Source organism: Plantactinospora sp. CNZ320, from assembly GCF_002846275.1.
Genome location: NZ_PJMP01000001.1, coordinates 3,475,656 through 3,499,910, shown reverse-complemented (window position 1 = coordinate 3,499,910; position 24,255 = coordinate 3,475,656). Strand labels below are relative to the sequence as shown.

The 24,255-nt window shown below is 71.7% G+C and carries 20 protein-coding genes, 1 tRNA gene and 1 pseudogene; 11 read left to right on the top strand and 11 right to left on the bottom strand.

Annotation, left to right across the window (positions count from 1 at the left end; all coding sequences use genetic code 11):
- Positions 1–47: 47 nt before the first annotated feature.
- Positions 48–797 carry a TetR/AcrR family transcriptional regulator gene (locus CLT71_RS15300; protein WP_101367700.1) on the bottom strand — a complete coding sequence of 250 codons (750 nt, stop codon included), beginning with the start codon at positions 795–797 and terminating at the stop codon, positions 48–50.
- Between the two features lie 96 nt (positions 798–893).
- Between CLT71_RS15300 and CLT71_RS15295 the strand changes: the two genes are divergently transcribed.
- Together CLT71_RS15295 and CLT71_RS15290 are read left to right on the top strand one after the other, a co-directional pair.
- Positions 894–2,117 carry a DUF418 domain-containing protein gene (locus CLT71_RS15295; protein ID WP_101367699.1) on the top strand — a complete coding sequence of 408 codons (1,224 nt, stop codon included), beginning with the start codon at positions 894–896 and terminating at the stop codon, positions 2,115–2,117.
- A 138-nt stretch (positions 2,118–2,255) separates the two neighbouring features.
- Positions 2,256–2,969 carry a methyltransferase domain-containing protein gene (locus CLT71_RS15290; protein WP_101367698.1) on the top strand — a complete coding sequence of 238 codons (714 nt, stop codon included), beginning with the start codon at positions 2,256–2,258 and terminating at the stop codon, positions 2,967–2,969.
- A gap of 49 nt (positions 2,970–3,018) precedes the next feature.
- Here the strand turns inward: CLT71_RS15290 and ligD are convergent, their stop codons facing one another.
- Both ligD and CLT71_RS15280 read right to left on the bottom strand, forming a co-directional pair.
- Positions 3,019–3,987: a non-homologous end-joining DNA ligase gene (ligD, locus tag CLT71_RS15285; protein ID WP_101371472.1), complete on the bottom strand. Its 969-nt coding sequence runs from the start codon at positions 3,985–3,987 to the stop codon at positions 3,019–3,021.
- 90 nt (positions 3,988–4,077) lie between these two features.
- Entirely contained in the window at positions 4,078–4,506 is a 429-nt protein-coding gene (locus CLT71_RS15280; RefSeq protein WP_101367697.1) for a DUF3224 domain-containing protein, read from the bottom strand.
- An 83-nt stretch (positions 4,507–4,589) separates the two neighbouring features.
- Between CLT71_RS15280 and CLT71_RS15275 the strand changes: the two genes are divergently transcribed.
- Positions 4,590–5,444 (top strand): helix-turn-helix domain-containing protein, encoded by an 855-nt coding sequence (locus CLT71_RS15275; protein ID WP_101367696.1) that lies wholly within the window; start codon positions 4,590–4,592, stop codon positions 5,442–5,444.
- 22 nt (positions 5,445–5,466) lie between these two features.
- On the opposite strand, the gene CLT71_RS15270 is transcribed toward CLT71_RS15275, so the two are convergent.
- From CLT71_RS15270 to CLT71_RS15245, 5 genes and pseudogenes are all read right to left on the bottom strand, one after another.
- A complete protein-coding gene (locus CLT71_RS15270; RefSeq protein WP_101367695.1) occupies positions 5,467–6,006 on the bottom strand; it encodes a GNAT family N-acetyltransferase in 540 nt (179 codons plus the stop codon).
- A 93-nt stretch (positions 6,007–6,099) separates the two neighbouring features.
- Positions 6,100–6,741: an ATP-dependent Clp protease proteolytic subunit gene (locus CLT71_RS15265; protein ID WP_101367694.1), complete on the bottom strand. Its 642-nt coding sequence runs from the start codon at positions 6,739–6,741 to the stop codon at positions 6,100–6,102.
- Positions 6,742–6,969: 228 nt separating this feature from the next.
- The gene (locus CLT71_RS15260; protein WP_101367693.1) at positions 6,970–8,184 is read right to left on the bottom strand and encodes a hypothetical protein; all 1,215 of its coding nucleotides are present in this window, start codon (positions 8,182–8,184) and stop codon (positions 6,970–6,972) included.
- A 237-nt stretch (positions 8,185–8,421) separates the two neighbouring features.
- Positions 8,422–8,494 (bottom strand) — tRNA-Arg (locus CLT71_RS15255).
- Between the two features lie 928 nt (positions 8,495–9,422).
- Positions 9,423–10,439, bottom strand: a pseudogene (locus CLT71_RS15245) (alpha/beta hydrolase); the annotation flags it as partial.
- Between the two features lie 171 nt (positions 10,440–10,610).
- Between CLT71_RS15245 and ssb the strand changes: the two are divergent.
- Entirely contained in the window at positions 10,611–11,363 is a 753-nt protein-coding gene (gene ssb / locus CLT71_RS15240; RefSeq protein WP_101367691.1) for a single-stranded DNA-binding protein, read from the top strand.
- Positions 11,364–11,601: 238 nt separating this feature from the next.
- Here the strand turns inward: ssb and CLT71_RS15235 are convergent, their stop codons facing one another.
- Entirely contained in the window at positions 11,602–13,008 is a 1,407-nt protein-coding gene (locus tag CLT71_RS15235) for an acyltransferase family protein (protein ID WP_101367690.1), read from the bottom strand.
- Positions 13,009–13,421: 413 nt separating this feature from the next.
- Here CLT71_RS15235 and CLT71_RS15230 point away from each other — a divergent pair, with 413 nt between their 5' ends.
- Complete coding sequence (locus CLT71_RS15230) at positions 13,422–14,504, top strand: cobalamin biosynthesis protein (protein WP_486483277.1); 1,083 nt, start codon at positions 13,422–13,424, stop codon at positions 14,502–14,504.
- A gap of 116 nt (positions 14,505–14,620) precedes the next feature.
- Positions 14,621–16,180 carry a cobyric acid synthase gene (locus tag CLT71_RS15225; RefSeq protein ID WP_101371470.1) on the top strand — a complete coding sequence of 520 codons (1,560 nt, stop codon included), beginning with the start codon at positions 14,621–14,623 and terminating at the stop codon, positions 16,178–16,180.
- A gap of 61 nt (positions 16,181–16,241) precedes the next feature.
- On the opposite strand, the gene CLT71_RS15220 is transcribed toward CLT71_RS15225, so the two are convergent.
- Positions 16,242–16,652: a rhodanese-like domain-containing protein gene (locus tag CLT71_RS15220; protein ID WP_199187604.1), complete on the bottom strand. Its 411-nt coding sequence runs from the start codon at positions 16,650–16,652 to the stop codon at positions 16,242–16,244.
- A 48-nt stretch (positions 16,653–16,700) separates the two neighbouring features.
- On the opposite strand from CLT71_RS15220, the gene CLT71_RS15215 reads away from it, so the two are divergent.
- The 3 genes from CLT71_RS15215 to CLT71_RS15205 all read left to right on the top strand — a co-directional run bounded on the left by CLT71_RS15215 (position 16,701) and on the right by CLT71_RS15205 (position 20,028).
- Complete coding sequence (locus tag CLT71_RS15215; protein WP_101367689.1) at positions 16,701–17,309, top strand: nucleoside/nucleotide kinase family protein; 609 nt, start codon at positions 16,701–16,703, stop codon at positions 17,307–17,309.
- A gap of 90 nt (positions 17,310–17,399) precedes the next feature.
- Positions 17,400–18,575 (top strand): M48 family metallopeptidase, encoded by a 1,176-nt coding sequence (locus tag CLT71_RS15210; RefSeq protein WP_101367688.1) that lies wholly within the window; start codon positions 17,400–17,402, stop codon positions 18,573–18,575.
- 94 nt (positions 18,576–18,669) lie between these two features.
- The gene (locus CLT71_RS15205) at positions 18,670–20,028 is read left to right on the top strand and encodes a dipeptidase (protein ID WP_101367687.1); all 1,359 of its coding nucleotides are present in this window, start codon (positions 18,670–18,672) and stop codon (positions 20,026–20,028) included.
- Positions 20,029–20,223: 195 nt separating this feature from the next.
- On the opposite strand, the gene CLT71_RS15200 is transcribed toward CLT71_RS15205, so the two are convergent.
- Positions 20,224–21,981: a hypothetical protein gene (locus CLT71_RS15200; protein ID WP_101367686.1), complete on the bottom strand. Its 1,758-nt coding sequence runs from the start codon at positions 21,979–21,981 to the stop codon at positions 20,224–20,226.
- A 184-nt stretch (positions 21,982–22,165) separates the two neighbouring features.
- Between CLT71_RS15200 and CLT71_RS15195 the strand changes: the two genes are divergently transcribed.
- Positions 22,166–22,372, top strand: a complete 207-nt coding sequence (locus CLT71_RS15195; protein ID WP_101367685.1) for a hypothetical protein — start codon at positions 22,166–22,168, stop codon at positions 22,370–22,372.
- 77 nt (positions 22,373–22,449) lie between these two features.
- On the top strand, positions 22,450–24,237 hold the full coding sequence (locus tag CLT71_RS15190) for an ATP-dependent DNA ligase (RefSeq protein ID WP_101367684.1): 1,788 nt from the start codon (positions 22,450–22,452) through the stop codon (positions 24,235–24,237).
- Positions 24,238–24,255: the final 18 nt, after the last annotated feature.

Genomic DNA, 24,255 nt, shown 5'->3' with positions numbered 1-24,255 from the left:
GCGGATGATCCCCGCCGGCAACCCGCCGTCCCGTTTCCGGGGCCGGGTCAGGCCGGCGCATCCGGCGCGCCGGCCACCGGGCCGCCGCCGTGTCCGGCCGGGCCGTCGCCGGCCGCCGGGTGGTGGATCGGTCCGGCCGTCGCCGCGAGGGTACGCAGTGCCTCGACGAGTTGTGCTCCGGAGGGCGCCCGTTCGGGGTCGAGCAGCCACTGCACGCTGAGCCCGGTGATGACTGTCAGCACCAGTGCCCCGACCTCGGATCCAGGGCCTTCCGGCAGCGTGTCCCGAGCCCTGTCACCCACAGTGGTCCCGTTGCCGGGCTGTGAGCCATCGCCGTTGTTGTCGGCGTGGGCGGTGTCGGGGCCGGCGGTGCCGCCGTTGCCGGGATCGCCGAGGACGATCGAGGTGAACCCGGCCCGGCCGGCGGCCATCGCGGCGGCGAGCCGTTCCCGCAGCTCGGGGTGGTGGTCGACCTGGGTGAGCAGATCGAGGGAGGCGGCCCAGAGCTGCCGGTGCCGGGTGACCGACTCCGACACCCCGGTCCAGATCGCGGTCAGCCGCTCCAGCGGGGTGGCGCCCGGATCGATTGCGATTGCTCGTTCGAGCTCGTCGGCCCACTCGTCCATCGCCTCGATCATCGCGGCGGTGAGCAGGGCCTCCTTCGAGCCGAAGTGGTAGCCGATGGAGGCCAGGTTGGTGCCGGAGGCGGTCACGATGTCCCGCGCCGTGGTGCGGGCGTACCCGCGCTCGTACAGGCAGCGCTTGGCGCCGGCGAGCAGCTGTTCCCGATGACCCACCCTGCGATCTTAACCATGCCCTATACGGCCGTCCAATACAGGTGTCTTATACAAACGTCATAGACAGATGTATAAGACGTTCGTATAGTCCTGGCCATGAGTCGTCCAATCCAGAGCCTCGACCCCACCCGTCCGGCCGTACCCCCGTCGCCAGGCTCCACCGTCCGTCGTCTCGGCGACGTCGACGCACTGCGCAGCTTCGCGCTGTTCGGCATCCTGGTAATCAACATCGCCTTCTTCGCCACGGCCTACCCGTGGCACGGCATCGACGACCCGGCCTTCTCCTCCGGACTCGACCAGGGCGTGCGCTGGATCGTCTCGCTGCTGTTCGAGCTGAAGTTCTACCTGCTCTTCGCGTTCCTGTTCGGCTACAGCTTCACGTTGCAGTTCGACTCCGCCGCCCGGCAGGGCGCCGCCTTCGTACCCCGGTTCCTCCGCCGGCTGGCCGGACTGTTCGTGATCGGCGTCGGGCACGCCGTACTGCTGTTCCACGGCGACATCCTCACCCTGTACGCCGTGCTCGGGCTGATCCTGCTCGCCGTACGCGGCATCCGGCCCCGGACCGCGCTGATCGTCGCCGGGATACTCACCGGAACTGTCGCGCTCGTCATGGCGGTGTCGGCGCTCTCCGGCGCGGTCTTCGCCCCGGACGAGGCGGCCGCGATCGCCGCCGGGCAGCAGTCCACCGAGGCGTTGCGCGGCGACCCCGGCTCGGTGATCGCCGAGCACCTCCGCGCGATGCCGCAGATGCTCGGCGCGCTCGCCGGCTTCCAGGGGCCGCTGGCGATGGCCGCGTTCCTGGTCGGCCTGGCCGCCGGCAAGCGGCAGGTGCTCGCCGACGCCGGCCGGCACCGGCGCGCGCTGCGGATCATCCAGTACGTCGGATACCCGGTCGGGCTGGCCGGCGGGATGGTATTGGCCATCACCGGCGGCACCGCCGAGTTGAACATGTTCGCCGTGGCGGTCACGGCGCTGACCGCGCCACTGCTCAGCGCCGCCTACGCCAGCACCCTGCTGGAGTTCTTCCGTACCCGGCCGGGGCAGCGCCTGGCCGCCGTACTCGCACCGGCCGGGCAAATGGCGCTGAGCAACTACCTGGGTCAGTCGGCGATCTGTGCGATCCTCTTCACCGGCTGGGGCTTCGGACTCGTCGGCCACGTCTCGCCGCTGACCGCCGTACTCGTGGCCGTCGCGATCTTCCTGCTCCAACTCCTGGTCAGCGCACGCTGGCTCGCCACCCACCGGTACGGGCCGGCCGAGTTCTTCCTGCGTGCCGTCACCCTCGCGGCCTGGCCGGCCTGGCGCCGGCAGCCGAACTGACCCGGCACCCGGGCGGCCATCGCGGCACCGTCACCGGGACGACGATCGACGCGCTGGGCGGACCACGGCGCGTCGATCGTCGTGTCCCCGTCCGGTCCGGATGCCGGGCGGGGAGGCGCTCTGCGAGAGTGTCTCGCCATGGGCGGACTACTCGACGACGAGACGCTGGCGTCGTCAGGCGTGGTGGCGAACTCGGCGATGAACCGGGAGCGCCAGCTCGACGGCGTCAACAGTTACACCAGGGAACTCGGCTTCCACCCGCTGGACTGGCTCGTCGCCCGGGTCCGGCCCGACAATGCGGACCAGCCGGGCGTCCCACCGGTGGCCTGGCTCGACCTCTGCTGCGGCAGCGGCCGGGCGCTCGTCCAGGCCGCGCGACGACTGCATCGGGCCGGCCTGGCCGACCGGGTGACGGTCACCGGCGTCGACCTGGTCGACTACTTCGACCGGAGCCCACCCGGCGCCGCCGCGCCGCACCTGGTCTGTGCCCCGATCGGCACCTGGACCCCGCCACGCCGGTACGACCTGATCACCTGTGTGCACGGGCTGCACTACGTCGGCGACAAGCTCGGCATGCTGGCCCGGACCGCCGGCTGGCTCGTCGACGACGGCCGGTTCGTCGCCGACCTCGACCTGAACAGCGTGCGGCTGCCCGACGGAAGAGCCGCCGGACGCCGGCTGAGTACGGCGCTGCGGTCTGCCGGGTTCACCGTCGACCCGAGACGACGGCGGATCAGCCGGACCGGGCCGGTCGCGCTCTCGTTGCCGTACCGCTATCTCGGTGCCGACGACCGGGCGGGTCCCAACTACACCGGCCAGCCGGCCGTCGTCTCCTACTACGCCCCGGCCTGACCCGGTCCGCTCCTCCTGTGCCTTGCCTGATCGCGCTGGCGACCGGTTCTCAGTCCGCCTCGGCGGCGCGGCGGGCGCGGGCCCGGCGCTTCCCCTCGTGCATCGCCTGCACCCGGGCGATCGGAATGGTGTGCCCCTCAGCGATCAGATCGGCGGGGAGCCGCTGCGGCTCCGGCATCCGCTCGGCCCACGGATCGCGCCCGGCCAGCAGGCCCGGCACGGTACGCATGGTGAAGTCGGCCGGGGTGACCCGATCCAGCTCCTCCCACGGCACCGGGAACGACACCGGCACCCCCGGCCGGAGCCGAGGACTGTACGCCGAGACCACCGTCGCGCCGCCGGAGCGGGTCGAGTCGACGAAGACCCGGCCGCCCCGGTCCTCCCGGATGAAGGCGGTCGTCGCGAGCGCCGGATCCAGCCGTTCCGCCCGGGCAGCCAGCGCCCGGGTCGCGGCGGCCACGTCCTCGATCGCTGCCTCCTCGTCGACAGGTACGAAGACGTGCACGCCCTTCGCCCCGCTGGTCTTCACCACTCCGGACAACCCTGTCTCGTCGAGCACCTGTCGGACGAGCTGGGCGGCGCTCACGACCAGTGGAAACGTGTCGGGGGCCGGTGGGTCGAGATCCAGCACCAGATGGGTGGGGCGGTCCCGCCGCTCGGCGGTGACCAGGGTGGGGTGGTATTCCACGGCCCGCTGGTTGCCGAACCACAACAGCGTGCGCCTGTCGTTGCAGAGGGCGTACGCCACCTCGCGGTGGGACGCCTCCGCCCACAGTGTCACTGTCGAGACCCACGAGGGGGTGTAGCGGGGGACGTTCTTCTGCATGAACGGCTGCTGGCCCCGGAGCACCCGGATCACCGAGAGCGGCCGGTCCCGCAGTTGGCCGATCAACGGGGTGCGGACCTCGTCGAGATAGTCCACCAGGTCCCGCTTGGTCGCGTCAGCCCCGTCGAAGAGCGGCTGGTCGAGGTTGGTCAGCGAGACACCGTCACGTACCTCGTCGGCTCGGCCCGTCATCGAACCACTCTCCCGGGGTGCCGCCGTGTCGGTCAACTCCGCCAGGCCGGGCAACCCGCCCGGCCCGTGCCGTACCGGCCAGGTGCGGAGTCAGCCGAGCACCAGCCGGACGCTGTGCCCGGACTCGTCGTGCCGGTAGGCGATCGTCCCGGTCAGGCCGGTCAGCTCACCGGTCCCGGTCTCCGGTACGACGTGTCCGAAGGTACGCGGAGGCTCGACGTCCAGGCCGGCGTGCTGGAAGACCACCGTCCCGTGCCGTCCGCCGATACTGCCGGTGAAGCGCTCCGTCGCCACGTATCCGCGGTTGGCGGCGGTCAACAACTCGGCGACGCTGGTCCCCTCGATCGCGCCCCGGAACGCCTTCCGCACCGTCACCCGGGCCAACGTGCCGCCCTCGGCCGGCTCGTCGTAGGGCTGCTCGTCCCATCCGGTCACGTCGAACTCGGCGGTGAACTCGGCGCCTGGGACGAGGGCGGGCTCCGTGCCCGGAGCAGGGGCGGTCTCGGTCTGTTGCGTCATGCCGGAATCGTAGGGCGGCCCCCCGACAGTGGATTGGAAATTCGCGTCACAGCTTCCCTGCCGGCGGTCGTACCCTGGGTCGAATGGAGCGTGACCTCGACGACCGGCGGGGAGTACTCCGTACCGCGCCGGCCGGTGTCGAGTCGCTGCGCCGACGGGCGCCCGCCCCGGAACTGCTCCCGTACGTCGCCTGGTACTGGTCGGTCTACTGGGACCTGCGCGGCCGGCCCGCCCATCGGCAGTCGACCCTGCCGCACGCCTCGGCACACCTGACCGTCGAGGAGGGAAGGGCCTGGCTCTACGGGCCGCCCCGGCGCCGCTTCGACCGGGTCCTCGCCGGGCAGGGGCGGGTGGTCGGGGTTCGTTTCACCGCCGGTGGCCTCGCCGCGTTCCTGGGCCGCCCGGTGGCCGAGGGGCCGGTCCCGGCCTCGGTGCTGCCGGGGCTCGACACCGCCGGACTGGCCGCCGCCGTGACCGCCGCCGCCGATCTCGACGCGGCCGGCCCGCTGCTGGACCGGGCGCTGGTCGCGATCATGCCGGACCGACCGGACCCGGCGGTGCTGACCGTGGAGCGGGCAGTCCGGCTCGTCGAGGCGGACCGCTCGATCCTGCGGGTGACCGACCTCGCCGACCGTCTCGGCCTGCGGGTACGCGCCCTGCAACGCCTATTCGCCGACTGGGTCGGGGTGAGCCCGGGCTGGGTCGTCCGGCGCTGTCGCCTCCAGGAGGCGGCACTGCGGGCCACCGAGGGCGGGCCGGTCGACTGGGCGGCGCTCGCCGCCGATCTCGGCTACTACGACCAGGCGCACCTGGTGCGGGAGTTCACCGCCGCCGTCGGGACACCACCCGCCCGGTACGCCAGCGACGGCACGCCATCGGACCAGCACGCCGACGGCGCGGAGAGCCGGCCCGCCCGCCCCCGTTCGCGTTCCCGCTAGGGCGGACCGACTCCCGCAGCCCTCACGGCACCCGGGCGTCCTCGTTGGACAACTCCGCAACCGGCGTTCCCGGGCCGGAGAATTCCTGGTACATCACGTGCAGGCCGACCCGGCCCAGGGTCGGGTGGGCGAAGGCGCCCGGCACCGTACCCAGCACGTCGAATCCGAGTCGCCGGTAGAGCGCCACGGCCTGGTGGTTCGACTCCGCGACGGCGTTGAACTGCATGCCGGCGTACCCGTGCCGCCTCGCCCAGTCCAGGGCGTACCGGCACAGCGCCGTCCCGACGCCGCGTCCCCGGGCATCGGCGGCGACCATGAAACTGGCGGTCGCAACGTGGCCGCCCGGACCTGGCCGGTTCGGCCCCATCTTGGCGGTACCGAGCAGTCGGTCCTCGTCGACCGCCACCACGGTCAGCCCCGGGGTCGACTCGATCCAGATGTCGTGCCCCTGCTCCGCCGTCATCAGAGGGTCGTAGGTGAACGTCTCCTGCGCCCGGACGACGTCCCGGACGATCGGCCACACCCGGGACCAGTCGGTCTCGGTGAACTCACGGATCCGCACGCCGCGACGCTAGTGCCGGGCTACGACACGAACAACCAAATTCGGACCAGGACGGGTGTCGTCCGCCCGTCCAGATCCGTCGGTCCGTCAAGATCAACTGGGCGTACCCGCGGACTCGACGGCGCGGCTGGCGCCGCTCACCACCTGGTCGATGAAGCCGTACTCCCTGGCCTCGGTCGCGGTGAACCAGCGGTCCCGGTCGGCGTCCCGGACGACCTGTTCGTAGGTCTGCCCGGTGTGCTGGGCGATCATCTCCAGCAGCATCTGCTTGGTGTGCAGCATCTGCTCCGCCTGGATCGCGATGTCGGCCGCGGTGCCGCCCAATCCGCCGGACGGCTGGTGCATGATGATCCGGGCGTGCGGCAGCGCGTACCGCTTGCCGGGGGTACCCGCGCAGAGCAGGAACTGTCCCATCGAACCGGCCATGCCCATCGCCACGGTCGAGACGTCGTTGTCGATGAACTGCATCGTGTCGTAGATCGCCATGCCGGCGAAGACCGACCCGCCCGGCGAGTTGATCCAGAGGGTGATGTCCCGCTCCGCGTCCTCGGCGGCGAGCAGCAGGAGTTGGGCACAGATCCGGTTGGCCAGCTCGTCGGTGACCTCGCTGCCGAGGAAGATGATGCGCTCCCGCAACAGCCGGCTGTAGACCGAGTCGTCGAGGGTGCCGTGCGGCTGTTCCCCGCCGCGAGCCTGTGGGATGTGCAGGTCGGTCGTGTCGGCAACGTCAGTCATGCCAGCAAACCTAGTGACGGCCAACGGCGGGAAGCGACAGCTTACGCTGTCAGCGGAGGTCTTCAGCCGTCGGCGGAATCCCTGCGGATCTCGTCGTCGATGCGGGTCCATTGGTCGATGCCCGCGGCTTGGCTGGGGTGACGCAGAACCGGGCGGCGGGTGGCTTGTGGACACCCGCCGCCACGGCCGGCCATCGCGGTCGCTCGCGCGCCGCCTGGCGCTCCTGGTTCAGCAGGGGGAGATGGTCCCGGTCACGCTGGAGACGTACGCGTGGCTGATGAAGTGCCCGGTCGCGAGACGGTTCCACTGGGTCGTGGTGCGGTACGGGCCGCTGATCGACTGACCGGTGACCGAGCACTCGATCGGTACGTTGGCGTAGGTGGCGGCGAGGCCGACGACCGGGTTACTGGTGCTGGCGCCGGAGCGAATGTTCAGCGGACCGCTGCCGATCCGGCCCCGGGTGCCGGTGCCGGTCCACAGGTAGGCCACGTCCACCCAGGCGTTGTTGGTCAGCAGCAGGCCGTCCCAGAACGTGCCGTCGGCGAGGTCGATACCGGCGGGGTTTCCCACGGTACGCCCGAACTGGTCCCGGCCACCGTTGTAGCCGTTCTGGTACGCCGCCTGTGCCTCGGGCCTGCCCTGTGGCAGGTCCTTCCACATCTCCCTGGTGGTGCTCGGGTTCCAGTAGTCGTCCTTGGTGTTCCACGGACCGACGTCCCACACCGGCGCGTACTCGCAGCGGCTGCCGGTGGTGGTGCAGACCCGCACGGTGTAGTCCCCGGTGTTCTTCGGCGAGAGGCCCCGGCGGGAGGGCAGCGCGACGAAGTGGTCCCGCGACACGATCACGTGACCGTTGGCGGTGGTGCCGCCGACCAGCCCTTCCCGGGTGGCGTAGACCCGGTAGGTGAGGCCGGGGGTGGCGGCCGTGGTGATGGCGACCGAGTCGGCGGTGAGCCGGACCGCCCGCAGGGAGGGCACGGCGGACGGCCGCTCCGCCGTGAGGACGACCCGGATCTGCACCTGGGTCACCGGCTGGTCGAAGACGGCCTCGTCACCGGCGGCCCGCCACTCGGTCCAGCCGTCCGATTGCCAGCCACGCGCCTCGACCTCTACCGCGCCGCCTTGGCGGGGGCTCGCGGCGATCTCGGCCCGGACCCGGTTGGCCGGGACGGCGAGCTGGTGTGGCGTGACGACGAGCATGCCTTCGGCGACGGCACGGCGCTGCCCCGCCGGGAGGTGCCCCGGATCGGCCAGGCCGAGCCCGCCACCGGTCCACCGGACGTTGACGTCGTCGGAGTCGATGACGGCCAGGTCGGCGCTCCACGTGTTGCTGGCGGGGACCGGTGCGGCCACGGGGGTGGCGAGTGCCGGTGAGACGGCCAGGACGGCGGCGAAAGTGCCGGCCAGCGCCGCGAGCGGGCGGGTTCTCCGGGGATGTGGCATGGCTCTCCTCCGGGGGCAAGAGGTAGATGACGCTCGATTAGAACGCCATTACGTAGGTAACCATCGATCTTGTGACGTGTCAAGAAAGAAAGTTTCGACCCGACGGAGCTGGTCGTGGCAGCGGGGCGGGTCGGTGATGACCTGCTGATCCCAGCGCGGCACCGGAGACGGAAGTGGAAGGAGAAGTGATCGGGAGCCCGGCTCAGATCTTCGCTCTGGGCTGGGCCCTCCCGGAGGTGCGCCCGGCAGGATTCGAACCTGCGACCAACTGCTTAGAAGGCAGCTGCTCTATCCGCTGAGCTACGGGCGCGCGGGGGACGTGGTCGTGTGCCCTCGCAGGTTACCGTTGCCGGGACAGCGCCCCGACGAGGACGTGACGATCTGGCCAGCACATACTAGGTTTCGAAGCGTGCAGTTGACGAGCGCAATGTTTCTGCCGCTCCTGGTCTCGACCGAAGACACCAGGTACGGCGAGAACCACCTGCTCGAAGACTTCACCCAGGACCTCGACGTCGGCTACTCGTTCGGGCCGCCGTACGGTAATCGCCTGGTCACCTGGGATGACCTTGACGAGCTGGAGATCAGCCAGGCCGAGCTGCGGCAGGTGGCCGTCGACAATCTCTACCGGCTGCTGCCCCGGCTGCGGATCGACGGGCAGCCACCCGCGCCGATGCTCTCGTTCGGCGGGCTGGAATCCACGGTGTTGCTCGCCGCCGAGGTCTGGGAGGACCTGGAGCGCTCCGTGCCGGGCGAGCTGGTCGTCGGTGTACCGGCCAGGGACGTGGTGATCGTCACTGGTACGGCGTCCCGGCCGGGCATGGAGAAGGTACGGCGGGCGGTGGACCGGATCTTCTTCGCGGGCGACCAGAATCTGCTCAGTCGCGAGCTGCTGGTGTGGCGGCAGGGCGGCTGGTCGCCGTATCGGACGACGCCGGAGGCGGAACCGCAGCCGGACCGCTGGGAGGAGCCGGAGCCGGAGCCATACCGGGAGCCGGAGCCGTACCGGGAGTCGAGGCCGGGGCCGGCGCCGGGACGGCGACGGGCTGAACCGCGGCCGGAGCCGGAGGCCGGACCGGAGCCGGACCGGTGGCGGGACGATCCCCGTCCGGCGTCGGGGGCGGGACGGGCTCGCTGGCACGACGCCCCTCGTGCGGAGCCTGATCGGGACCGGGAGGCGGAATCCGAGCCCGAACGGGGTCGCTGGCGGGCTGCCTCGGGGCCGGAGTCGGCTCCGTACCGGGTGCCCCGGCAGCGGTCGTCGGGGGACGGCGGGACGACGGACTGGCCGGAGCGGCCGCCGGTGCGGGGCTCGAAACGACGTAGGCCGAGGCCCAACGGGCCAACTCGGTGAACACCCGCTGACGCACCGCCGGCCCGGACAGGGTGAGGTCGTGCAGGGCGCCGTCGAACCGGATCAGTGTCACGTGCCGGCCGAGCTTCGGCGCCCACCGGGCGATGTGTTCGACGTCGAGTACGGCATCCGATCCGGTGGCGGACTCGTGCCAGGTCCGGCCCCGGAAGCTGCGGTCGGAGATGCTCACCAGCACCGGTACCGGGATCTCCAGCCCGGCTCGCAGTTGCCGTTGCGCCTGCCGGATCGCGGCGAGCCAGCCGACCCGGACCGGGAAACCGCCTACTGGTTTCCAGGTGAGATCGTAGGTCCATTCGCCTCTGTGCTCGGCGTGCAGGCTGTGGCCGTACACGGCGGAGAGCCGGCGGGGGACGGTCCGGTAGGGCATCCGGTGGCTGACCCGCGCGAGCATCGCCAGGGCCGGCCGGCGGACCAGCCAGGGCAGGTTGAGGTCGAAGAACGGGCTGTTCAGGAAGAGCCCGTCGACGATGCCGGCGGATCTGCGCGCGTGTGCCCAGAGCGCGGTGACCAGGCCGCCGGTCGAGTGTCCGTTGACCAGCAGCGTGCGGTTGCCGTCCGTCTCGCGGATGATCCGGGCCGCCGCGTCGAGTTCCGGGAAGTACTCCGTGACGTCGTGGCAGAAGTTCGGCGTCTGGTGCGGCAGCAGGCTGCGCCCGTGCTTGCGCAGGTCGAGCGCGTAGAAGTGCCAGCCCTGCTCGACGAAGAAGTCCGCCAGGTGGGTCTGGAAGAAGTAGTCGACGAAGCCGTGCACGTAGAGCACGGCCCGGTCGGTCGGCCGGGTGGCTCGCCGCCGGACCAGGGTGGCCACCACCGGTCCCTCCGCGTCGCGGCCGAGATCGATCGTCTGCCGCTCGTAGGGCGGTCCGAGTAGATCCGGTTCCACCTTCCTGACGCTACTCGGCAATACCAGATTGGTCCTTGATCAGGGCGTTTTCCACAGGGCGGCGGGTTGTCCACAGGGGTGGCGGCCACGGTCGCGAGTCAGCGGGTACGGCGGCGAGGCTGTCCGTCGAGTCGGCTCGGACGGGAACAACCGGATCCCTGTGGAGGGACGATGTTCGACACTTACGTAACGATTGTCGGTAATGTGCTTACCGCTCCAGAATGGCGGCGTACCACCCAGAGCGGCACGCTGGTGGCCAACTTCAAGGTGGCCTCGACCGCTCGTCGCCTCGACCGGGAGAGCGGTCGGTGGGTAGACGGCAACAGCCTGCGCGTCAGGGTCAACTGCTGGCGAAAGCTGGCCGAGGGGGTCGCCGCCTCGGTGATGGTCGGCGACCCGGTCGTGGTGGTCGGCCGGCTGTACACCCGGGACTGGACCGACGACGCGGGCAACCACCGGACCATGTACGAGTTGGAGGCGGTGGCCGTCGGTCACGACCTGTCCCGGGGAAGAGGGCGGTTCGCGCGGAACCGACCCTCGGTGGCGACCTCCTCGATGGAGGAGGCCGAGGCCGAGGCGCGGGTGCACGGCGAAACCACCGAGTCCGTCCCGTCCGAGGAAGCGCCGGTGCTGCCCGACGAACGTCCGTTCGACGACGACGACTACCGGGGCCTGCCCGTTCCACCGGGTCAGGACTTCGATTCGGTCGAGCTGCCTGCCGGTCACTTCGACGACCGGGATTTCGGGCTGGACGGCATCGACGCGGCCGAGGTCGGAGGCGACGAGAGCACACCGGGCACCAACGATGGGGACGACGAGCAGGAGTTCCGGGACTCCGACGACGACGACACCACAGACCTCGGCAAGGCCGGCGGCGCTGGTCGTGGCCGACGTGGCCGTGGCCGACTGCCGGCGTCCGTCTGAACACCTCACACATCCGGTCCAGGCACTCCGGTCGTCGGAAAGGGGTCCGACCTCACCATGCCTGGTCCGGCGGTCCGGCCCGATAGTTCGCCGGACCGAGGTCGCCCGGATCGAGGCGGTTGGTTGCCTCCGGACCGCCGTCCGGGCTGACCGAGGGTGGGGAGGTCGGTCGTTGGCACCGGCCGATCTCCCCACCCGCCTGGGGACATCGGTGGCCGGGTGAACAGCTACCTCAACTTCAACGGCTGTCGTGATTCACGACGGACTCCTGGTCGCGTCGGGGTGACGGCACCACCCGGTTCGCCTGGCTCGCCGATCCCGCCTGCTCGGTCCACTCCTGCGCCGGCCCGGCGGACTCCGAAGCCGGCCGACCGGGTTGGTGCGGCTGCCGCTGACGTACGACGCTGGGCGGCGGGGCTGTGGGGCGAGGCCGGCGCCGAGGATTGAGCAGACGCATCATCGGTGTCTCGACGAACCGGAAGAGCAACCAGGCGGCGACCAGGCTCACCAGCAGCAGGGCGAACGAGACGGCCGGCCCCTGCCACCCGGTGAACCCGCCGCTGTGACCGGCGAAACGGAAGATGGCCTTGATCAGGAAGACATGGACCAGATAGAACGCGAACGACACCTCACCGAGCCAGACCAGGGGTCGGGACCGCCACGGCGACCAGCGACCGGTGGTGTCCGCCCTGGCCGCACTCGCGATCACCAGTACGTAGCCGAAGGCGAGCACGGTGGTCCAGAGTTCGGCGCGGATCCACTCCATCGACGCCACCCAGATCGCGACGAAGAGACCGGTGGAGACGAGCAGCCCCGGCCCTCGCCACTTCCCCCGGAGCATGAGTTCGGCGGCGGCGACTCCCATCCAGAACTCGAAGGAGCGTACGACCGGGAAGATCTGGGTGAACCACCAGCGGACGGTCTCCGGAAGCAGTTGCTGGGCCGGCCACATCGCCGTGATGAGCAGTGGCATGGCGATGACGACGGCGTAGAGCTGCCAGGCAGGCATCCGGCGGATCAGCGGAAGGACGAAAGGCAGCGAGAAGTAGAAGAACATCTCGCAGGCGAGCGACCAGCTGACGTTGTTGACGCTGTAGAAATAGCCGTCGACCGGGATCCAGGCCTGCACCAGGAACAGGTTGGCCAGCGCCGCCTTGATGTTGATGGGATCGGCCCAATACAGGCCGAGGGCGATGACCACGGCCCAGGTGACGAGGTGGTTCGGGTAGATCTTCGCGGCCCTGCGCCGCCAGAACGCGCGCTTCGTGTCGCCGGGCCGGGCGGACCAGACCAGCACGAACCCGCTCAGGATGAAGAAGAACTGCACCCCGGAGAGGCCGAGCGTGAAGACCCAGTCGACGATCTGGCGATAGTCGGGCTCGGCGACGATCTGCATGGTGCCGATGTGAAAGCCGAAGACCAGCATCGCGGCAACCCACCGCAATCCGGTCAGCGACGGCAGCCGGTTCAGCCCGCCGCCAGCGCCGCCTTGTCCGGCCCGGCCGGTACCCGTCGCCGTGTCGGCGCCGGCCTCCTGGCCGGTCCCGGTGGCTCGGTCGGCCCCGCCTTGCCCGGCCTTGGTGGCTTGGTCGGCGGCAGTCGATCCGCCGGCTGATCCCTCGGTGGCGGTCGTCACACTGGTCATCGGACCTCCTCGATGGGCACATCGATGGCCAGCACTAACGCCTCCCGTCGGCCGATTGTGCCGGGGTGTCTGGTGCCGTGGGGCCGCCCGGCCGGGTACCCCCGCAGTCGCGGGTCCGTCCGCGACCCTATCCGGTGAGGCGACGAGCCCGCGTCGGCGCATCTGTCCGCCGGTTTCCGCATCGAGAGAGGCCCTGGTCAGACCTGTGCGACGCGACGCGCCGATTGTCGGTGCCGAGGTGTTGATCGGCTACCGAACGGCCGGGCTAGGCTCCGGCGGGGGAGGTGGTCACCGTGCGGCCAGACAGCGGGTTGTCGGAAACCGACGGCAGGTCGTCGGGAACCGCCGACCGGGCGGGCCGGCGCTGCGGGACGCGGCCTGGCGGGGCGAGCCGGACCGGCAGCCGGGGCGCGGTGTCGGGATGGCTGGGCAGCGCTTCGGCGAACGCCGCCGGGCTGGCCGCCGGCTACGCACTCGACGCGCTCCTCGGGGACCCGCGACGGGGGCATCCGGTCGCCGGGTTCGGGCAGTTCGCGACGGTACTGGAACGGCGGTTGTACCAGCCCCGGCGTACCTCCGGAGCCGGGTTCGCGGCGCTGGCGGTCGGCGTACCAGTGGTGCTCGGCACAGCCGCGGCGGTCGCCACCCGGCAGCGACCGTTGGCCCGCGCGGCGCTGGTCGCCGCCGCCACCTGGACGGTGCTCGGCGGACGGACGCTGCGCCGGGAGGCCACGGTGATGAGCCAGGCACTTCGCCGGGCAGACCTGCCGGCGGCACGGCAACGGCTGGGCCACCTCTGCGGGCGCGACCCGGCCGCGCTGGACGAGCCCGAACTCGCCCGGGCCACAGTCGAGTCGGTGGCGGAGAACACCTCGGACGCGGTCGTCGCGCCGCTGGTCTGGGGTGCGGTGGCGGGACTGCCCGGTCTGCTCGGCTACCGGGCGGCGAACACCCTGGACGCGATGGTCGGGCACCGGTCCGAGCGGTACGCCCGGTTCGGCACCGCCGCCGCCCGCCTCGACGACCTGCTCAACCTGGTGCCCTCCCGGCTGACCGGGCTGCTCACCATCGCCGTCGCTCCACTGGTCAGGGGAGATCGGAGGCGCGCCTGGCACGTCTGGCGGCGCGACCGGGCCGACCATCCCAGCCCGAACGCCGGGCAGTGCGAGGCGGCGATGGCGGGTGCGTTGGGGGTCCGGCTGGGCGGCCGTAACGTCTACTTCGGACGATCCGAGGTCCGGCCCTACCTCGGGGACGGCCCTCGGCCCGAGGCGCGGCACATCGACCGGGCCGCCCGGCTCTCCGGCGCGGTCGGGCTCGCCGCGCTCGGCGTCACGGTGGCGTATGCGGCGACCGGCCGGCCGCGTCGGGTCACGACCGCCTGGCTGACCCGCCGGTTGGCACGAGTCGTGGCACGAGTCGTGGCACGACCGGGCGTGCGGTCCTCCCGGATCCAGCCGTCGTCCCCGACGCCGCTCCAGGCGGCAGATCGGTGACACCGGTGAGCCCTGCGGGCCCGGCGAATCCGGCCCGGGCGTCGGCTCCGGCCCGGGCGCCGAGTTCGGTCGGGACGGCGAGTTCGGTCGGGGCGGCGAGAGCCGGGGGCGGTGGACTGCTGGTCGCGGGTACCACCTCGGACGCCGGCAAGAGCGTGCTCACCGCCGGTATCTGCCGCTGGCTGCACCGGCAGGGGGTCAGGGTGGCGCCGTTCAAGGCCCAGAACATGTCCAACAACTCGGCCGTGGTGATCGGGCCGGACGGGCGGGGCGGGGAGATCGGTCGCGCCCAGGCCATGCAGGCCGCCGCCTGCGGGGTCTCGCCGGACCTGCGGTTCAATCCGGTACTGCTGAAGCCCGGCAGTGACCGGTCGAGCCAGGTGGTGCTGCTCGGCAGGGCGGTGGACACCGTCACCGCCAGCAACTTCCGTACCCTCCGTCCCCGGCTGGCGACCGCTGCCTTCGAGGCGCTCGCCGAGCTGCGTGCCGAGTACGACGTGGTGGTCTGCGAGGGAGCGGGCAGCCCTGCCGAGATCAACCTTCGGGACAGCGACTACACGAACATGGGTCTGGCCCGGCACGCCCGGCTGCCCACGATCGTGGTCGGCGACATCGACCGGGGTGGCGTCTTCGCGTCGATGTTCGGCACCGTCGCCCTGCTGGACGCCGCCGACCAGGAACTCGTGGCCGGCTTCGTGATCAACAAGTTCCGGGGCGACCTGGACCTGCTCCGTCCCGGGCTCGACATGTTGACCCAGCTCACCGGTCGGCCGACCCACGGGGTGCTGCCGTGGCACGTCGACCTGTGGCTGGACGCCGAGGACTCGCTCGCCTACGGGCGGGTGCTCGGCCGGCCGGCACCGCCGAAGGGCGGCGAGTGGCTGGACGTGGCGGTGGTCCGGTTGCCCCGGGTCTCCAACGCCACCGACGTGGAGGCGCTGGCCACCGAGCCGGGGGTACGGGTCCGGTTGACCGTCGAGCCGGCCGAGGTGGCCGCCGCCGATCTTGTCGTACTGCCCGGGACGAAGTCGACGGTGGCGGACCTGGAGTGGCTGCGCCGTACCGGGCTGGATGACGTGCTGCGCACACACGTGGCCGCCGGGCGACCGCTGCTCGGCATCTGCGGCGGCTTCCAGATGCTCGCCCGCAGCATCGACGACGAGGTGGAGAGTGGACGTGGCCGGGTCGCCGGCCTCGGGCTGCTACCCATCGAGATCACCTTCGGTGCCGCCAAGACCGTGACCCGCTCGGCGGGCACGGCGTTCGGGTCGGTCCCGGTCCAGGGCTACGAGATCCACCACGGGTACGTCTCCGCAGCCGACCCGGCACCTCCGCCGCTGATCCACTACTCGGACGGTCGACCGGAGGGAGCCGCGCTCGGGCACCTCTTCGGCACCCACTGGCACGGCGCCTTCACCTCCGACGGGTTCCGTCGGCGTTTCCTCACCGAGGTGGCCCGACTGGCCGGTCGACACGGTTTCCAGGTGGCCCCGGACACCTCGTTCGCCGCGGCCCGGGAACGAACCCTGGACCTCCTCGGCGACCTGGTGGAGGAACACCTCGACACCACCGCCCTGTGGCGGCTCGTCGAGCAGGGAGCACCGACCGGGTTGCCGTTCGTCCCGCCGGGCGCACCTCCGGCACCCGTCCCGGCTCCGCGCGTCCCGGAAGGTTAGCCACCTCTGCTCGGCGCGTTCCGGTGGGCAGCAGTCCGGTTCGGCTGCTGGCTGGCGGGAGTCACCTTCGCACGTCGGCCGGTCCGTCGGCACAGGGCAGCCCGGCCCGCCGCCACGCCTCGAAGCCGCCGATCAGGTCCGTCGCCCGCCACAGGCCGACGCCGCGGAGGCTGGCCGCCGCCAGGCTGGAGCTGTACCCCTGCCGGCAGACCACCACGATCTCGACGTCGTAGCCGACCGCCTCCGGGATCCGCGACCCGCTCGCCGGATCGAGTCGCCACTCCAACACGGTGCGGTCGATCACCAGAGCGCCCGGCAGCTCGCCCTGCTCCGCCCGCTGCGGATCGGTACGGGTGTCCACCAGCAACGCCCCGCGCCGTACGGCCGCGAGCGTCTCCAGCGGCGTCAGGCGGCGTACCCCGGCACGGGAGCGAGCCAGCAGCGCAGCCACCCCCTGCTCCTGATCCAACACCGGATCAGTGTCTCCCGGCCCAGGTCAGCGCGGAGTAGGGTCGGCCGGATGTCACCCGTGGTCGAGGCGTACGCCGAGTTGGCGGCCCAGATCCTGCGCCGGCCGGCCCGACTGGGGCGGACCCGGTTGGTCGCCGTCGACGGGCCGAGCGGAGCTGGTAAGTCGGTCTTCGCCAGCCGGCTGGCGGACGCGTTCGGGGACGGTCGGGGAGCACCGGTGGTGCAGACCGACGACCTGCTCGACGGCTGGGCGGACCAGTTCACCTTCTGGCCGCGCCTGGAGGGGTGGGTACTCGGTCCGCTGCGCGCCGGCCGACCCGCACGGTACCGCCGGTACGACTGGACCAGTGGCCGGTTCGGGCAGGACTGGACGGTGGTGCCGCCCGCCCCGGTGGTGATCGTCGAAGGAGTCTCCAGTGCCCGCGCGGAGATCGCCGACGAACTGACCCTCGCCGTCTTCGTGACCGCACCGGCCCGACTGTGCCGGGACCGTACCCTGGCCCGGGACGGCGCCGCGCTGGCACCCCAGCTCACGGTCTGGCGTCGCGGTGAGCGGGCGCACTTCGCCGCGGACCGTACCGCCGAACGGGCCGACCTGGTGGTGGACGGAGCCGCCGGTTCGGTGCTGGACGGTGCCGCCTTCGTCCGGCTCCGGTGACGCACTGACCCGGTCCGCTTATGGACGTATCAGGATCGCTGCGGCACGATCGGCAGGAGAGGCCAAGGCAGCGGTGGGCGGGGGGACGGCATGACGACCGACGGTACGAGTCCCACTCCGGCCCGGCGTCGGGTGACACTCGGCGGGATCAGCTCGCGGGCCTGGGAGCATCCGGCGGACCGTGGGGCGCTCACCGCGCTGCGTGAGTTGCGCGGCTTCGACGACGTGGTCAAGGCGTTCTTCGGGATGTGGAACGAGCGCGGCTTCCGGCTCTCCTACCTGGCCGCCGCGATCCGGGTCGACCACCGGCAGTATTCGCGGGTCTACCGGCTCTACGCCGAGGCGGGTACCGCGCTGGACATGGCCGAGCTGCCGGAACTCTTCGTGACCCAGTCGCCGTGGCTGACCGGTGAGGCGATCGGGCTGGAACGGCCGTTCATCGTGATCAGTTCGGCCGCCGTCAACCAACTCGACGACGACGAGCTGCGCTTCCTGCTCGGGCACGAGCTGGGCCACGTGGGCAGCGGGCACGCCGTCTACAAGACCATCCTGACCATTCTGACCCGGTGGGCCGCCAACCTGAGCTGGCTGCCGGTCGGCGCGCTCGCACTCCGGGCGATCATCGCCGCGATGCTGGAATGGTGGCGCAAGGCGGAACTGTCCGGCGACCGGGCCGGGTTGCTCGCCGGCCAGGACCCGGCGGCGGCGCTGCGGGTACTGATGAAGCTGGCCGGGGGTGGCGACCTGAGCCAGATCGACACGGCCGCCTTCCTGGAGCAGGCATCGGAGTACGACGGCGGCGGTGACCTCCGGGACAGCCTGCACAAGATCCGGATGACCGCCTGGAGTACCCACCCGGTGCCGGTGGCCCGGGCGGCTGACCTGCGCAGGTGGGTCGACTCCGGCGAGTACGCCCGGTTGGTAGGTGGGGACTATCCGCGCCGGGAGGACGACGACCTGACCTCGGTGTCCGCCGAGATCAAGGCTGCGGCCGAGTCGTACCGGGAGGCTTTCGGGCGCTCCCAGGACCCGTTGGTCGGACTGCTGCGCCGGCTCGGCGACGGCGCCAGTGACCTCGGTGAGTGGGCCGGTGGCGGCGCCGGTCGGGCCCGCTCCTGGGTGAACGCGGCGGGCGAGGCGGCCGCCCGGGCCGCCGGACGTACCCGCCGAGCAGGCAAGCCGGGCCCGACAGGCGCCACCGGCCCGGGCACCGGGGCCGGGGCGGACGGCGACGGGCCGGAACCGCCCGGCGAGGGAGCCCGGTAGCCCCCGGCGGGGGAGCGTGGTGACACCGCTCGGAGTCCCCGGCCCGGGGACTCCGAGCGATCAGGGTCGTCCGACGGCGCATACGATCATCGTCATGACCACGACTATCCGCACCGAGTCCGAACTGCGTGCCGCGATCGAGCGTGAGCTACCCGGCGTACGGGCCGACCTGGAGCGGCTGGTCCGGATCCCCGGCATCGCCTTCGACGGCTTCGACCACTCCCAGGTCGAACGCTCCGCCGAGGCGGTCGCCGAACTGCTGCGCGGCTGCTCCCTGGACGTGCGGGTGGTCCGGTCCGGCGGCCAGCCGGCGGTGATCGGTCGACGTCCCGCCCCGCCCGGCGCCCCGACCGTGATGCTGTACGCGCACCACGACGTGCAGCCGGTGGGCGACCTGAGCCTCTGGCAGAGTGACCCGTTCGAGCCGGTGGAGCGCGACGGTCGGCTCTACGGCCGTGGCGCCGCCGACGACAAGGCCGGCGTGCTGGCCCACGTCGCCGCGCTGCGGGCCTTCGGTGACGCGCTCCCGGTCGGCGTGGTGCTCTTCATCGAGGGTGAGGAGGAGTTCGGCTCCGACTCGCTGGAGCGGATCCTCACCGAGCACCGGGACGAGCTCACCGCCGACGTGATCGTGATCGCCGACTCCGGCAACTGGGACATCGGCGTACCGGCGTTGACGACCTCGCTGCGCGGCATCGTCAACTGCTTCGTGGAGGTGCGCACCCTCTCCCAGGCGGTGCACAGCGGCATGTTCGGCGGGGCCGTACCCGACGCGCTGACCACGCTCTGCCAGCTCCTCGCCACCCTGCACGACCCGGCCGGCGACGTGGCGGTGGAAGGGCTGGTCCGCACGCCGGGGGCCAGCGTCGACTATCCGGAGGAGCGGCTGCGCACCGAGGCCGGGATGCTCGACGGTGTCTCGTTCATCGGCACCGGCCGGTTGACCGACCGGTTCTGGAACAAGCCGGCGATCTCGGTGATCGGGCTGGACGCGCCGGCTACGGCGGAGGCGCCGAACGCGCTGGTCCCGTCGGCGAAGGCGAAGCTGAGCGTACGGCTGGCCCCGGGCGACCAGGCCGCGAAGGCGTACGCCGCACTGACCGAGCACCTGCACCGGTACGCCCCGCACGGCGCGAGCGTCACCGTCACCCTGGAACACGACGGCGAGCCGTGCGTGATCGATGCCTCCGGCCCGATGTACGACGCGGCCCGGGCCGCCTTCCGGACCGCCTGGGACGGCGTCGAGCCGGTGGACATGGGGGTGGGCGGCTCCATTCCGTTCATCGAGACGTTCCGTCGGATGTTCCCGGACGCGGCGATCCTGGTGACCGGCGTCGAGGACCCGCACGCGCGGGCACACGGGCCGAACGAGAGCCTGCACCTGGGCGAGTTCGCCCGGGTCTGCCTGGCCGAGGCGCTGCTGCTGGCCAAGGTCGCCGAGGCCGCCGCCTGACCTGACTCAGGCTCCGGGCTGACCTTGGCCCGAGACCGGGTTCGACCCCGGCGGGCAGAATCGGATCTGCCCGCCGGCCGGGATCGGATCTGCCAGGCGGTTGTATTCGGATCTGCCCGGGGACGGACCGGATGGTCGGTCACGCCCCCGGGCGCGCTCTGCTCGGTGGTGCCTGCCGCCGGGCGTTTCGGTCGGTTACTCGGCGGATGGCGGCGCCGTCGACCGTCGCCGTCGACCGACCAGCAGCAGTACCGCACCGAGGAGAAGTGCGCCGCCACCCACGGCGGCGATGGGACCGGTCCGGACTCCGGTGATCGGGAGCCCGTCGTCACCGTCCGCGCCGCCACCTCCACCCGGTGGGTTGATCACCAACTGCGCGGAGTTGCTCTTCGGGCCGGTCTCCTTCGAGGGCCCGAGGCTGCGGATGGTGATCTTGCCGTTCGTACCCGGTGTCGACTTGATTTTGACCCGTACGACCGTCGAGACCACGCCCCCGCCGGAGGCGGTCGCCGGCCACTGACTCTCGGTGCCGCATTCGACCTCGGTCAGTTCGGCGACGGCTTCACCGTCCTCGTCTCGGAAGGTGCACCACTGGCTGGGCAGCAGTACGGTGCCGCTCGGCGCGACGATCCGCCAAGCGGCGGCACCGTCCGACGGCCCGTGGTTGGTGACCGTGTACGGCACCTCCACGGTGTCACCTACCGAACCGGTGACAGCGGTCGCCCGTACCTCTAGATCGTGGGTGTTGGATTTGGTCCAGATGCTGAAGTCGTCGATGTGAGGCTCGGCCACGGCGGCGGCCGGGGTCTGCTCGGCGGGGCCGGTCGGGGCCTGCCCCGGCAACCGCCCCGGCGTGCGCCGCTGTCCGATCCCGTCCGGCTGCTCCGTCCCGGATCGCTGCTCCGCCCCGCTGGACCGTTGTTCCGCCTTGGAGCGTTGTTCCGCCTTGGCACGTAGTTCGGCGATCTTGTCGGCCAGGGACGGTCCGGCCGGTGCTCCCGCCCGACGCTGAGCCTCGGGGAGCGGCTGGTCCAGAACGCCCGCCTCGAACCGGCCGGTCAGCTCGGCGGGACCCGGCAGGTTCTTGCCGAAGACGATGTTGAACGCGGCGTCGCCGGAGACCGGGTCGGAGAAGGCGATTCCCTTGCCGGGTTCCAGGATCAGGTGCATCTCGCAGGTCACCCGCTGCGGGCCGTAGACGTAGCCCGTGGGCGGCTCACCCGGGAGGTCGTCGTCGTAGACGCAGTCTCCGTACCGCTCGACGAAGGTCGCCCCGGGCGGAAGGGTGATCTTCAGGATGAAGCCGGGGAGCTTGCTGGTGCCGTAGTTGAAGATGGTGGCGTTCAGGGGGCGTTGATCGCCACCGCCGACCCGCTGCTGTGCGGAGCCGAGATCCGCCACCTCGGCGACCAGGCCCGAGCCGGCGGCCCGGATGGTCACCGGAAGCTCGTACGTCGCCGAGACCGTGCCGTCGGGACCCTGGCCCGAGACGCTGACCCGCATGACGCCGGCCGGGCCGGGTCGGGCGTCCGGGGCACTGCGCAGCACGATCGGCTGGACCAGCCGCTCCTGCCCTGGTGCCAGGTCGCCGTGCGGGCACTCCGCCGCCTTGCGGGACTGGTAGCACCCCTCGGGGCCGGACGGAACCACGAATATGACGTCTTTGCTGGTGGGATGGGCGTCGTAGAGCGCGCTGATCGAGGTGGCCGCCGCGTCTCCGGTGTTGCGCAGGAGGAAACCGATGGCGGTGCCGGCGGTGTCGATCGTCGCGTCGACGACGCTGGAGATCTGCAACTGCGGCTGCGCGGCAGCGTGCGCCTGCGGCTGCGCGGCGGCGGGCGGTTGCGCGGCGGCGTGCGCGGGGCTGGGCGCGGCGGTGAGGGCGAGCGCCGCGAGGACTGCGGCGGCGGCCGCACCGAGCCGTCTGCCTGGGCGGAGGATGGCGTTCGTCATGATTCTCCGGGGGTCTCGCCGGAGCCCGGATCCGGGAACGGACCGCGTCTGGCTGGAGGGGAGTGTGGACAGAGGACGGATGTCCGTATCCGAAAGATAGCCCAGTCGTCTCAGGAGTGGAGTTCCGAGGGAAGAAAGCGGAGAAAGCGCCCGGAGGGACCGCCGAGACGGTAGAATTTCGAACATGAGTACGAACGAGGCCATCGCGCGGCTTGACGCCGCGGTCAGTGCGCTGCGGGACGTCGACGTCTCCGCGTGGTCCGAGGATGCGCTCCGGGACCAGCTCGGCGAGCTTTCCACCGTTCTCTGTGCGCTCGACGCCGCCCTCGCCCGGGTGGCCGACAGCGTGCGTGCCCGTGGCCTACGCATCGAGGAGCCCGCGCCGGTCTGAGTCGTCCACCCAGCTCAGCTGGGGGATGGGCTCGCGCCGGCCGGAAAATTGTCGGCGGTGGCTGCCAGGATGGAGCCGTGCGCTTCGTTGACCTGGCAGCCACCTCCGCCGCTGTCGCCGCCACCTCTGGGCGGCGGGCCAAGGTCGAGCTGCTCGCCGAGGCGCTGCGAAACCTTGCCCCGGAGGAGCTCGTCGCCGGCTCGGGCTATCTGGCCGGAGAGCTGCGCCAGCGGCAGACCGGAGTCGGTTACGCCAGTCTCCGCGAGCTGCCGCCGGCGGCCGAGCAGCCGACCCTGACGGTGGCCGCAGTCGACGCGGCGATAGCCGAGCTGGCCGAGGTGCCTGGGCCGGGTTCACAGCAGCGCCGCCGTGACCTGTTGGCGGCCCTCTTCGGCGCCGCCACCGTCGACGAACGGCGGCTGCTGCTCGGCCTGTTCAGCGGCGAGCTGCGACAGGGCGCCCAGGCCGGGCTGCTCACCGAGGCGATCGCCCGGGCGGCCGAGGTGCCGTTGCCGACGGTCCGCCGGGCACTGCTGCTCGCGGGTGATCTGAAGACGGTCGCTGCGGCGGCGCTCACCGGCGGCTCGGGCGCGCTGACCGGGTTCGCGTTGCAGGTCGGCCGGCCGCTGGCGCCGATGTTGGCGCAGAGTGCGGCATCGGTCGAGGAGGCGTTGACGGCGGTCGGGCTGCCGGCGGTGGTCGACGTGAAGCTCGACGGCATCCGCATCCAGGTGCACCGCTCCGGCGACGACATCGCGGTCTTCACCCGCAGCCTCGACGAGATCACCACACGGGTTCCCGAGGTGGTGGCGGCGGTCCGCTCCCTGCCGGCCCGGGAGCTGGTGTTGGACGGTGAGGCGATCGCGCTCGACCCGTCCGGCCGGCCACGACCGTTCCAGGAGACCGCCAGCCGGGCGGCAACCAGGGGAGCCCGCCGTGCGGTGCGGGACGAGGCCGCCCGGACACCGGACGAGCCGGAGGCTGGTAACGGTGCAGCTGCCGTCGGAGGCGGCACCCGGAGTTTCGGAGCAGCGCCGGTCCCGCCGTCGACGGCCGGTTCGGCCCGGTCGGTCGGGCCGGTGGACATCTCCGAGGTACCCCGGATCGGCAGCTCCGGAACCGCGCCGGCAGAGCTCCCCGCCCCGGAGCGTCCGATGCCCGTCGCCCCGTCGGTGGTCGCGGCGGCGAACACCAGCGGTGGGGTCGTGCTCACGCCGTACTTCTTCGACATCCTGCACCTGGACGGCGTCGACCTGCTCGACGCGCCCGGGCACGAACGCTGGGCGGCACTGGCCCGCACCGTCTCGCCGGCGCAACTCGTCGAGCGGATCACCGTCGACACGGTCGAGGAGGCGTCGGTGGCGTTCGCCGCCGCGGTCGACGCGGGGCACGAGGGCATCGTGGTCAAAGCACCGGACGCGGCATACGACGCGGGGCGGCGGGGTGCCGCCTGGGTCAAGGTGAAGCCGAGGCACACTCTCGACCTCGTGGTGCTCGCCGTCGAGTGGGGCAGTGGCCGGCGCAAGGGCTGGTTGTCGAACCTGCACCTCGGCGCCCGCGATCCCGAGACCGGCGGTTTCGTGATGCTCGGCAAGACTTTCAAGGGGCTGACCGACGAACTGCTGCGCTGGCAGACCGAGCGGTTCCAGGAGTTGGCGGTGGAGCGCGGCGACTGGGTGGTCCGGGTACGCCCGGAACAGGTCGTGGAGATCGCCTTCGACGGAGTGCAGAGCAGCCCGCGCTATCCGGGCGGTGTCGCGCTGCGATTTGCCCGGGTGCTGCGTTACCGCGACGACAAGAGCGCGGCGGAGGCCGACACCATCGACACGGTACGGGCCATCCACGCAGGTCGCCGTCCTGACTGAGCGCAGTCGCGGGGTCCA